General features: G+C 48.9%; 10 protein-coding genes, 1 other RNA gene and 1 other annotated feature. Of the genes, 9 read left to right on the top strand and 2 right to left on the bottom strand.

Going from position 1 to position 11,869, the window contains the following annotated elements:
- The first annotated feature begins 7 nt into the window (after positions 1-7).
- Positions 8-460: a D-aminoacyl-tRNA deacylase gene (gene dtd / locus BBI11_RS07145; RefSeq protein ID WP_068461879.1), complete on the top strand. Its 453-nt coding sequence runs from the start codon at positions 8-10 to the stop codon at positions 458-460.
- Between the two features lie 143 nt (positions 461-603).
- On the opposite strand, the gene BBI11_RS07150 is transcribed toward dtd, so the two are convergent.
- A complete protein-coding gene (locus BBI11_RS07150; protein ID WP_068461880.1) occupies positions 604-2,172 on the bottom strand; it encodes an N-acetylmuramoyl-L-alanine amidase family protein in 1,569 nt (522 codons plus the stop codon).
- A 117-nt stretch (positions 2,173-2,289) separates the two neighbouring features.
- Positions 2,290-2,530 (top strand) — a binding site (T-box leader).
- Positions 2,531-2,577: 47 nt separating this feature from the next.
- Between BBI11_RS07150 and hisS the strand changes: the two genes are divergently transcribed.
- The 4 genes from hisS to BBI11_RS07170 all read left to right on the top strand — a co-directional run bounded on the left by hisS (position 2,578) and on the right by BBI11_RS07170 (position 6,743).
- Entirely contained in the window at positions 2,578-3,861 is a 1,284-nt protein-coding gene (gene hisS, locus BBI11_RS07155) for a histidine--tRNA ligase (RefSeq protein ID WP_068461882.1), read from the top strand.
- A gap of 2 nt (positions 3,862-3,863) precedes the next feature.
- Entirely contained in the window at positions 3,864-5,648 is a 1,785-nt protein-coding gene (gene aspS / locus BBI11_RS07160) for an aspartate--tRNA ligase (protein ID WP_068461884.1), read from the top strand.
- Between the two features lie 44 nt (positions 5,649-5,692).
- A non-coding RNA gene (ssrS, locus tag BBI11_RS07165) (6S RNA) lies at positions 5,693-5,876 on the top strand.
- Positions 5,877-5,981: 105 nt separating this feature from the next.
- Positions 5,982-6,743: a tRNA threonylcarbamoyladenosine dehydratase gene (locus BBI11_RS07170; RefSeq protein WP_068461886.1), complete on the top strand. Its 762-nt coding sequence runs from the start codon at positions 5,982-5,984 to the stop codon at positions 6,741-6,743.
- A gap of 306 nt (positions 6,744-7,049) precedes the next feature.
- Here the strand turns inward: BBI11_RS07170 and BBI11_RS07180 are convergent, their stop codons facing one another.
- Positions 7,050-8,333 (bottom strand): replication-associated recombination protein A, encoded by a 1,284-nt coding sequence (locus BBI11_RS07180; RefSeq protein WP_068461889.1) that lies wholly within the window; start codon positions 8,331-8,333, stop codon positions 7,050-7,052.
- 137 nt (positions 8,334-8,470) lie between these two features.
- On the opposite strand from BBI11_RS07180, the gene cymR reads away from it, so the two are divergent.
- From cymR to BBI11_RS07200, 4 genes are read left to right on the top strand one after another with little or no spacing between them, the layout of a single operon-like run.
- Positions 8,471-8,887, top strand: coding sequence for a cysteine metabolism transcriptional regulator CymR (gene cymR / locus BBI11_RS07185; protein WP_058380971.1), 417 nt, complete (start codon positions 8,471-8,473; stop codon positions 8,885-8,887).
- Positions 8,888-8,901: 14 nt separating this feature from the next.
- Positions 8,902-10,035 carry a cysteine desulfurase family protein gene (locus BBI11_RS07190; protein ID WP_068461891.1) on the top strand — a complete coding sequence of 378 codons (1,134 nt, stop codon included), beginning with the start codon at positions 8,902-8,904 and terminating at the stop codon, positions 10,033-10,035.
- Positions 10,036-10,050: 15 nt separating this feature from the next.
- Positions 10,051-11,169, top strand: coding sequence for a tRNA 2-thiouridine(34) synthase MnmA (mnmA, locus tag BBI11_RS07195; protein WP_068461893.1), 1,119 nt, complete (start codon positions 10,051-10,053; stop codon positions 11,167-11,169).
- Positions 11,170-11,183: 14 nt separating this feature from the next.
- On the top strand, positions 11,184-11,843 hold the full coding sequence (locus BBI11_RS07200) for a tetratricopeptide repeat protein (protein WP_068461895.1): 660 nt from the start codon (positions 11,184-11,186) through the stop codon (positions 11,841-11,843).
- Positions 11,844-11,869: the final 26 nt, after the last annotated feature.

The following is an 11,869-nucleotide window of genomic DNA, read 5'->3' on the forward strand; positions in this document are numbered from 1 at the left end:
AGGAGCCATGAAAGTTGTCTTACAGCGTTCAAAACAAGCGTCCGTGACGGTGGATGGCCAAATGACAGGTGCGATCGATTCAGGCTATGTGTTGCTTGTCGGCATCACCCACAGCGATACGGAAGTAGATGCGGCCTATGCCGCTAAAAAAATTGCTGGCCTTCGCCTGTTCGAGGACGAACACGGCAAGATGAATCATTCAATCGCGGAAGCGGGGGGCAGCGTCCTGTCGATTTCCCAATTCACCTTATACGGAGATGTTAAAAAAGGGCGGCGCCCAAGCTTTGTCGAAGCGGCACGTCCGGAACAAGCAGAGCCGCTATGGTTGAAATTCAACGATGAATTGGCAAGCTACGGTCTCCAGGTTGAAACGGGTGTATTTGGTGCCATGATGGATGTCCAGCTTACGAACGATGGGCCGGTCACCATTGTCGTTGATTCAGATGGTGCAAAAAAATAACCTTGGAGAGGTGAGCGGCTAAGCTTGCCTCTTTTTCATTGGGTCAAAACAAAGGACAGGTTCTTTGCGCCATCGCCAACAAGATCGCATCCATTTTGCAAAAAAATGCCCCACTTCTCACGCGAGAAGCGGGGCATTTGGATTTATTCGCTTAGTTCAGAATCAAAATAACTGATAATGCCGTTGTATAGACCAAGTGCAGCTTGTTCGCGGAATTGGTCGCTTGAGACAATGCGTTCTTCATTGAAATTGCTAAGGAAGCCAAGTTCGACGAGTACCGCAGCCTGGCGATTGTCCCGCAACACAAGGTAATTGCCTTTTCTTGCGCCGCGGTCGTCAAGCGTTAATTTCCCAGCCAACCCACCATTGATGTGCTCCGCTAATTTTTGCTGGTACGGATGTTGATAATACGAAGTAAAGCCGGAAACCGTGCTATCTTCGGTGGCATCGTAATGGATGCTGATGAATGCGTCAGCTGCTACTTGATGGCTCTCAGATACCCGTTGTCGAAGATCGACATAAACATCTGATTGCCTCGTCAAGACGACTTCCGCCCCTGCAGATCGCAATTGATGGGACAGAATTTCTGCCGTTTTCAAAGTTAAGTCTTTTTCGTTTGTTTTGCGGACGCCAACCGTACCGCCGTCATTGCCCCCATGACCTGGGTCCAAAACGATCGTCAAGCCGTTCAAAGTGCCCGCTTTTCTTAGCGGTTGTTGCTTTTCAGCTTCAACCGGTTCCGTAGATGTTCCGGAACGCACGACCCAATCAGCGATATAAGCTTGTTGGCCATCTTCAAGTGCTACCAAATACCACTGGCCTTCTTTACCTGCCACCGTTAATTGCGTACCGGCATCGGCGTGTGTAACGACTTGTGAAGAGGTGCTTGCTTGTGCGCGCAAATTTGTGCCATCGGTTATGACAGTCACTTGTTCATCGGCAGAGCTGGCTTGCTGTGCGGGTTGATCAGATAATTCACCGTAGAAAGCATAGACCCAGCCGGTTTTGCCGTCTGCCAGTTCCAGTTGGACCCAATTGCCTTCCATGCCCTTTACATTAAATACTTGCCCTTGTTTCACAGAGTCTTGGATTTTAGCATTTAAACTCGGTTCGGCACGGACATTCAATGCGTCGACCGCAATGCGGAAGGACGCGAGTTTTTCGAGCGCTTGACCAGTGTTGGCTTCTACATCAGCAGTGGAGTCCTCCGGAGACGTATTTTGTTGGTCACTCAAACTTATGTACTGTGTTGACACGAAGCCACGGACATTGCGGAATTGCACTTCTGTCCAGTCGCCGTGGTTTGTGATAACTTCGGCTTGTTCGCCGGCATTCATTTTCGACAGCACCGCGGAAGATAAATCTGCCTGGGCACGGATATTCAAGCTGTCGACGGACGAAATTGCAGTTTGTGAAGATGTGTCGGCTGCTTGTTCCGTACTGACGAGCCAAGAAGCGACCCATCCTTCAGAATTGCCATGGCGGATCTCGATCCAATCGCCGCTGCGTGAAAGTTGCTGCGCTGTGTCGCCTTGTTTCATCGAGCCGATTACTTCATAGCTCAAACCCGGACCGGACCGGATATTGACCGTTGAACCTGTCGCGGATATTTCGCCGTTATCGGCTAAGGCAGAGCTGGATGGAGCTAGCGGGATCGTGCCCGATAAAGCCAAAATAATAACCAGCAATGTGAGGTATAATCGTCGTTGCATAGCGGCCCTCCTATAATAAGTTCATCCTCATTATAATATCAAAAAAATCAGGCAATGTATGCAAAAGCTTGACAAGATTTCTTCAGCTGATTAAGATTGATTTATTCTACTTATATAATTTTGCTGAAGACGGAGAAAGTAATTGTTGGCGTCGACTGAAAAGAGAGGGAAAGCCCTGGGCTGAAAGCTTTCCTGCAGAGATCTGCAATGAAAAACACTCTTGAGGTTCTTTACTGAACGGCGCACTGCGCTTATTAGGCTAAGACGGTTCCGGCCGTTATCCGGACAGAGAGGGCGCAGAACTTTGCGTCAACTAGGGTGGAACCGCGGAAGCTAATTTTTAGCTCTCGTCCCTTGCGTAAGCAAGGGGCGGGGGCTTTTTTGTATGGAAAAGGAGAGATGAAAATGGGCAATATCCAAGCACCGCGCGGCACGTATGACGTACTGCCGCAAGACTCTGCCAAATGGCAGGAAATCGAACGAACGATTGATGAATTGTGTAATTTGTATCAGTACAAGGAAATCCGCACGCCGGTTTTCGAACACACGGAATTATTCCAACGGGGCGTCGGGGACACGACGGATATCGTCCAAAAGGAAATGTATACGTTTCAGGACCGCGGAGAACGTTCTTTGACACTGCGACCGGAAGGCACAGCCTCTGTCGTGCGTTCATATGTCGAAAACAAATTATTCGGCCAACCTGACCAGCCCGTCAAGCTCTACTATACAGGCCCAATGTTCCGCTATGAGCGGCCACAAGCTGGGCGCATGCGCCAGTTTGTTCAGTTCGGCGTAGAAGCGATCGGTTCAAAAGATCCAGCCATCGACGCAGAAGTCATTGCACTGGCAATGGACGTCTACAAATCGAGCGGTTTGAAAAGTTTGCGCCTCGTTTTGAATTCACTAGGTGATACGGAAAGCCGTTTGGCGCACAAGCAAGCGCTGATCGAACATTTTGCCCCGTCAATTGAAGAGTTCTGCGGCGATTGTCAAAATCGCCTGGAGAAAAATCCGCTGCGCATTCTCGATTGCAAAGTGGACCGTGAGCATCCCTTGATGGCAACGGCGCCGTCACTTGCGGATTATTTGAACGAAGAATCGAGTGCTTATTTCGCCGAGGTCAAAGGGTATTTAGATGAACTTGGCATCCGCTATGTCGTCGACCCGAACCTGGTGAGAGGACTCGATTATTACAACCACACCGCGTTTGAAATCATGAGTGAGGCGGAAGGCTTCGGAGCGATTACGACGCTTGCAGGCGGCGGCCGCTATAACGGGCTTGTCGAAGACCTCGGCGGCCCGGAATCTCCAGGAATCGGTTTTGCGATGAGCATTGAACGCTTATTGTTGGCACTGGAAATGGAAAAAGTAGAAATCGGGCAAAGCCAGACGCTTGATGCATACGTCATTGCAATGGATGCAGCGTCAAAAAAGAAAGCCGTCTCGATTGTCCGGGACCTGCGCGCAAATGGCATCTCCGCGGACATGGATTTCACTGACCGCAAGATGAAAGCGCAGATGAAGTCTGCCGATCGCAAACAAGCGCGCTTTGTCATAGTCATCGGTGAATCAGAGCTTGAGAGCGGCAAAGCGGCCGTCAAAGAAATGGCGACGCGTGACCAGCAAGAAGTGCCATTCGATGAATTAGCTGAGAACATCCAGAAAAAGAAATCATTGGGGGAATAGATATGTCGAGAACACATTATTGTGGAGAAGTTAACGAAACGTCAATCGGCCAGCGCGTATCATTGAAGGGATGGGTTCGCAAACGACGCGACCTCGGCGGTTTGATTTTCGTCGATGTCCGCGACCGTTCAGGAATTGTCCAAGTGGTTTTCAACCCAGAAATTTCTGAAACAGCATCGGAAATTGGTGAAACACTACGCAATGAGTTCGTCGTCCATATTGATGGGCTTGTGGTGGAACGAGCAGAAGGCCAAGTAAACGCCGCGATGAAAACGGGTAAAGTCGAAGTCCAAGTTGATAGCGCAGAAATCATCAACGCTGCGAAAAACCCGCCGTTTGCGATTGAAGACCAAACGGATGTCAGCGAAGATTTACGCTTAAAATACCGTTATTTGGATTTGCGCCGCCCAGCGATGTTCGAAACCTTGAAAATGCGTTCGGATGTGACAAAAACGATTCGCAATTTCCTTGACAGCGAAGGGTTCCTAGATGTCGAAACACCAATTTTGACAAAATCCACACCAGAAGGCGCGCGCGACTATTTGGTGCCAAGCCGCGTACATGACGGTGAATTTTACGCCTTGCCGCAATCTCCGCAATTATTCAAACAAATGCTGATGGTTTCAGGGGTAGATAAGTACTACCAAATCGCCCGCTGTTTCCGCGATGAAGATTTGCGTGCGGACCGCCAGCCGGAATTCACACAAATTGACATGGAGATGAGCTTCCAGACAATGGAAGACATCATCGAAATGAACGAACGCTTAATGATTCAAGTGATGAAAGACGTTAAAGGCATTAACATCGACACAGGATTTGAGCGCATGAGCTACCGGGATGCGATGGAACGTTTTGGTTCCGACAAGCCGGATGTCCGCTTCGGCATGGAATTGACCGATGTATCGGAACTGGTGAAAGACTCTGCTTTTAAAGTCTTCACTGGTGCAGTCGAATCTGGTGGACAAGTAAAACTGATCAACGCCAAAGGACAAGCTGCTAATTACTCACGCAAAGACATTGACGCTCTTGGCGAATTCGCTTCGCGTTACGGGGCCAAAGGTTTGGCTTGGTTGAAAGTCGAAGAGGGCGGCGTCAAAGGACCGATTGCCAAATTCTTTGAAGGCGAAGCCGCTGATAGCTTGATTGAGGCAGCACAAGCAGAAGCAGGAGACTTGCTGCTGTTTGTGGCTGATGCCAAAACAGTCGTTGCGGATGCACTCGGCGCTTTGCGCATGAAGCTCGGCAAAGATTTGGACTTGATCGACCAATCAGTCTTCAAATTCCTATGGATCACGGATTGGCCGTTGCTCGAATATGATGACAAAGATGGCCGCTTCTACGCTGCGCATCATCCGTTTACGATGCCTTTCGAAGAAGACTTAGATAAATTGTCGACAGAACCGCAAAACGTTCGTGCACAAGCATATGACTTGGTATTAAACGGCTACGAACTCGGTGGGGGATCGGCGCGTATTTACAAACGCGACATCCAGGAAAAAATGTTCGAAGTGCTCGGCTTCTCAAAAGAAGAAGCGACGGAGCAATTCGGCTTCTTGCTTGAAGCATTCGAATACGGTACGCCTCCGCATGGCGGCATTGCATTCGGACTGGATCGCCTAGTAATGCTCTTGGCCGGGCGCACCAATTTGCGTGATACCATTGCGTTTCCTAAGACGGCCTCTGCCAGCGATATGCTGACAGAAGCGCCAAGTGCCGTATCAAACGCCCAGTTAGAGGAATTAAACCTAGCTGTAACTATTCAGAATAGTGAAAAAGATTCACAGTAAAAGACTTGTACATCTTTTTTAAGTATGCTACTATACGTGTATAGAGAATCCTGATGTGTTCGTTTTTAGCAATTCGATTTTGACCCAACATTTTGTCGTCGGGAGACCTACATATCATCATGGCTAACATGCCCTAACCGGAAGTTATAAGTGGTGATGCGGTCACCCACCTGCTATAAGCGGGTTCAAACGATGCGCAACACAAAGGACGGCACGATCGGGATTCTTCTTACATAAGAAATCCAAGTCCCTCCGGCATTTGCCGGAGGGATTTTCTATGTGTATAATCCCTAGTATCCCTATTTCATATTGAATCGGAAAGGCAGTGTGTGTATGTTACATCAATTTTCAAGAAATGAACTCGCCATCGGTAAAGATGGTATGGATCTCGTAAAAGGATCTACGGTCGCCATTCTAGGCGTTGGCGGAGTGGGCTCGTTTGCAGCCGAGGCGTGTGCTAGAAGCGGCGTCGGAAAGATCATCCTCGTCGATAAAGACGATGTCGATATCACCAATATTAACCGTCAATTGGTCGCCAATCTTTCTACGGTCGGCCAGTCTAAAGTCGAAGTGATGAAAAAGCGCATTCTGGATGTCAATGCGGAGTGTGAAGTGGTGACGCTCCATATGTTCTATACGGAAGACACTTACGAAGAGTTTTTCAGCCATAAGCCCGATTACGTCATCGATGCTTCAGATACACTGATTTATAAAGTACATTTGATTAAGGAATGCTATAGCCGTCGCATTCCAATTATATCAAGCATGGGCGCAGCCAATAAAACGGACCCAACCCGCTTTCGGATTGCGGACATTTCGAAGACCCATACCGATCCGTTAGCGAAGATGATTCGCAAAAAACTGAAACAAGCGGGCATCCGTAAAGGCGTACCGGTTATTTTCTCTGATGAAAGCCCAATCGTGGTACGTGAAGATGTTGTCGAGACCGTTGGTAAAAAAGATGCGGCGATCCGCAAAGCGCAGATGCCGCCATCTTCTAACGCGTTCACCCCATCGACGGTCGGCTTGATCGCAGCGAGCTGGGTCGTTAACCAAATGACCAAATCGATCCATATCCAGCGCGTCAATCAATAGCCAATAAAAAACGGACGGAGAATGTCATCATTCTCCGTCCGTTTTTGTTTGCAGAAATAGGTATTAGGTCGAGTTTTCCGAAGCTTATTGCTTGCTTTCCGTGGGGCGGGAATCGAGCCTCCTCATTCGCTACGCTTCTTGCGGGGTCTCTCAAACCCGCTAATCCCACAGGAGTCAAGCAAACACTTCTCCAAAATCTAAGATATTTCATTGAGTTTTTCATGATAATAAAATCTACATTCAACAGTGAAATATGATCATCACATCAATGGTTGGACACTGAATCGATTATCTGTCCGTTTTTATTTATTTTTTCCGGAAGCCTTTCAGCTTTTCGTAGATGCCGGCGAATTTCTTTTCTTCGCCGGCGACGACCGGCTTGTAGAATTCTGCCTTTTTCAATTCTTTTGGCAAGTAATCCTGATCTGCCCATCCGCCGAACGAGCCAATTGGCGTGTCGTGGGGGTATTTATATCCACCATGGCCGAGCTCTGCACTGCCAGCGTAATGAGTATCGCGTAAGTGAGGGGGGATATCGCCCACCTGGCCTTTATTGATCGCGGCCGTTGCGGCGTCAATAGCGCGGTAAGCGGAATTGGATTTCTCCGATAAGCACATCTCCGCTACAGCTTGTGCGAGAGGGATGCGCGCTTCCGGTAAGCCTAGCCGGTCCGCTGCCTGGCAAGCCGCAAGTACATGGCCGCCAACTGCGGGATTGGCAAGCCCGATATCTTCGTATGCCATGACAAGCAGACGCCTTGTTACTGCGGTGAGGTCGCCATTTTCGAGTAAGTGGGCCAAATAATACATGGCCCCGTTGACATCACTGCCGCGAACGGATTTCTGCAGCGCCGACAACAGGTTGAAGAAATGAGAGCCTTTCTTGTCGCCGAACACACCGACGCGCTTAATCATCTGCTCGATGATGCCGTCATCGACGAGGTATTCGCCGTCTTCCTCATCTGATGCGATGACAATCGATTCGAGCATCGTCAGCGCTTTACGGGCATCGCCGTTTGTCCCTTCGGCAATCCTCGTGACTTGCTCGCTGGAGATTCGAATCTTCTCGCGGCCAAGACCGCGTTTTTCATCCGACAAAGCACTGTTCAACAACTCGACGATATCTTCTTGCGTCAGCCGCTTGAGCTGCTTGATCTCACCACAGCGCGAGCGGATCGCCGGATTGACATCATGAAATGGATTTTCGGTCGTCGCGCCGATTAAGACGATCGAGCCGGATTCCACGTGCGGCAACAGGGCATCTTGCTGGAGTTTGTTGAAGCGGTGAATCTCATCTAAAAACAACAGCACTTTGCCGGTCATACGCGCTTCTTGAACGACCGATTCGACATCTTTCTTGCCAGAAGTCGTCGCGTTAAGCGCGATAAAAGGCAAATCGGACGTGCCGGCGATGGCGTGGGCGATCGAGGTCTTGCCGATTCCAGGGTCGCCGTATAGCAGCATGGACGGCACATGGCCGCTTTTGATCATTTTATAAAGGGCCGTGGAGGGACCGATGACGTCTTTTTGGCCGACAACTTCATCGATCGTCCGCGGACGCATGCGAAAAGCAAGTGGTTCATTATGCACGAAGAAAACTCCTTCCGTCTATTCATTCCATCAGTATAGCGAATTCGCTCTTGAAAGTCATTGAAAGCCTATGTCCTGTAAGATATGCTATACTTATTTGAAGAATTGACGATTAGGTTCCAGAGGAGTAGTTTTAGATGAAAATATCAACAAAAGGCCGTTACGGCTTAACGATTATGATCGCACTCGGAAAACAATACGGAGCAGGACCGGTGCCTTTGCGTAAGATTGCTGCGGACAATGAATTATCAGAAGCATACCTCGAACAGCTCGTTGCGCCGCTGCGCAATTCGGGACTCGTAAAAAGTGTAAGAGGGGCTTATGGCGGCTATATGTTGACGCGCCACCCGAAAGAGATTTCAGCAGGAGACGTTATCCGCGTGCTCGAGGGGCCGATTCAACCGGTTGAAGGCATCGAGGACGAGAAGCAACCCCAGCGTGAACTATGGGGGCGCATCCGCGACGCCGTGAAAAACGTTTTGGACACGACAACGATCGAAGACTTGGCGCAAACAGAAGAAGGCGACACCGAACATTATATGTTCTATATATAAGGAGTTAATGAATCATGAAACAAATTTATTTGGACCATGCGGCGACATCGCCGATGCATCCTGAAGCGGCGAAAGTGTTTACCGAAGCTTTAAGTGAGCATTATGGAAACCCATCAAGCATCCACCAAGCAGGACGCGATGCGCGGCGCATTTTAGATGAAGCACGGCGAACGCTCGCCAAAAGCATTCAAGCAGATGATACCGAAATCATTTTTACATCCGGCGGCACAGAGGCGGATAATTTGGCGATTTTTGGAACAGCAAGCGCCAAAGAAGGGCGCCATATCATCACCACACAAGCCGAACATCACGCCGTACTTCATGCTTGTAATGAGTTGGAGAGACAAGGCTACGAAGTGACGTATTTACCGGTCGATAAAATGGGCCGCATCAAGACAGATGACGTGAAACAAGCGCTTCGGGATGATACGATTCTCGTGACCGTCATGCTTGCCAATAATGAAATCGGCACCATTCAGCCGGTCGCAGAAATCGGAGAGCTGTTAAAAGGCACCGGTATCACGTTCCATACCGACGCAGTACAGGCTTACGGCTTGTTGCCGATTGACGTGGATGCGTTGAATGTCGATTTATTATCGGTTTCTGCGCATAAAGTAAACGGCCCAAAAGGTACGGGGTTTTTATATCAGCGCAAAAACACTCCACTCAAACCGTTGATGCATGGCGGTGAGCAGGAACGCAAACGCCGCGCCGGCACAGAAAACGTTCCGGCAATCCAAGCGTTTGCAAGTGCGGTGAAAATCGCACAGGAAACGATGGAAGAGAAAAGGCAGGCATTTAACGGTTTCAAGGAGATTTTTCGGGCTGAGTTCCAGGAACACGGCATTGACTTTAAAGAAAATGGCACCGATCAATTGCCGCATATTTTCAATGTCTCCTTGGAAGGCATCGATATTGAATCATTTTTGGTCAATTTGGACCTATCCGGTATTTCGGCATCGAGTGGTTCTGCGTGTACAGCCGGTTCAATCGACCCGTCGCACGTACTGGTCGCGATGTATGGACATGACGCAAAAGAACTGCGCAATTCGATTCGTTTCAGTTTCGGTATCGGCCTGACCGCAGAGGATATTACACAAGCGGCCGGAAAAACGGCTCAAATCACGAAGCGCCTGGCGCAAAAATAGAAAAGGTGAATAAAAATGCAAACAAAAGCTCCACAAGATACGCGTGTAGTCGTCGGCATGTCCGGAGGGGTCGACTCTTCGGTTGCCGCTTATTTATTGAAACAGCAAGGCTATGATGTGATTGGCATCTTCATGAAAAACTGGGACGACACCGACGAAAATGGTGTCTGCACAGCAACGGAAGATTACGAAGACGTCATTCGCGTCTGCAACCAAATCGGCATCCCGTATTACGCGGTCAATTTCGAAAAGCAGTATTGGGATAAAGTGTTTACGTATTTCCTCGAGGAATACAAAGCGGGACGCACGCCAAATCCAGATGTCATGTGTAATAAAGAAATTAAATTCAAGGCATTCCTGGAACACGCACTAAGCCTGGGTGCAGATTACCTTGCAACGGGCCATTATGCACGCGTAGAAACAGACGACCAAGGTATCACACATATGTTACGCGGTATCGACAACAATAAAGACCAAACGTATTTCCTTAATCAGCTCAATCAAGAGCAATTGGCGAAAGTCATGTTCCCACTTGGGGCGATTGAGAAAAAAGAAGTGCGTGAAATCGCACTTGAAGCTGGTCTTGCCACGGCAACGAAAAAAGATTCAACGGGTATTTGCTTTATCGGCGAACGCAATTTCAAAGAATTCTTAAGCCAGTATCTTCCGGCTCAACCCGGTTCGATGGAAACTTTGGATGGCGTCAAAAAAGGATCGCACGACGGTTTGATGTATTACACAATCGGCCAACGCCAAGGACTTGGCATCGGCGGAGCGGGCGACCCGTGGTTTGTTATCGGAAAAGGTTTGGAGAAAAATGTCCTCTACGTTGGGCAAAACATTCACCACGATGCTTTGTTTTCCGATAGCTTGACGGCTGTCAACTTGAGCTTCACAACCGGCGACGCGCCTGCTGAATCGTTCCAATGCACAGCAAAATTTCGCTACCGCCAGCAAGATGTTGGCGTCACAGTCGACATGAAAGACGGCGAAGCGGTTGTCACATTCGATGAGCCAGTCCGCGCCATTACACCCGGCCAAGCAGTCGTCTTTTATGACGGCGATAAATGCCTAGGCGGCGGCACGATTGACCGCGTCTTCAAAAACGGTTCACAACTGGACTATGTAGGATGATGGAGGAATCGGCGATGAATTATAACGAAATTGGCATCAAAGCCTTGCAAGAAGGCAGAGCAGAAGATGCCATTCAAGCATTTACGAATGCCATTGAAGAGCAGCCAGAAGACGCACTCGGCTATATCAATTTCGGGCATGTCTTAGCTTCAATGAACGAAACAGAGCGTGCGGAACGGTTTTTTCAGAAAGCCTTGACGCTTGATGAAACCTCCGCTACGGCGTATTACGGCTTGGCGAATCTCTATTACAACGCAGAACGTTATGAAGAAGCGTTAAAGCTCTATGAAAAAGCAATTCATCATGGCATCGAAGGTTCGGATGCCCATTATATGGTCGGCAAATGCTTTGAGCGCATCGACCAGCCAAAGCTTGCTTTGCCTTATTTGCAGCGTGCCGTTGAACTGGACCCAACTGACTTGCAGGCGCGTCTGAGCTATGGCATCGCATTGGCCTCGCTTGAATTTTTTGATATGGCTGAAGAACAGTTTGTTCAAGCGCTTGAGATTGATGTGGATAACTCAGATGTCCATTACAACTTAGGTGTTTTGTATGCCGTCTCGAGCGATCGTACAGAAGATGCCATGTATCATTTACAGCGTGCATACACATTAGATGACAAAAACGAAATGGCGCGTTACGCCTACGATATGATTAACGAACGATTGAATTGAAGAAATGAAAGAGAGGAGACGGCCGC

This window comes from Planococcus maritimus (assembly GCF_001687625.2).
GTDB classification, from domain to species: domain Bacteria; phylum Bacillota; class Bacilli; order Bacillales_A; family Planococcaceae; genus Planococcus; species Planococcus maritimus.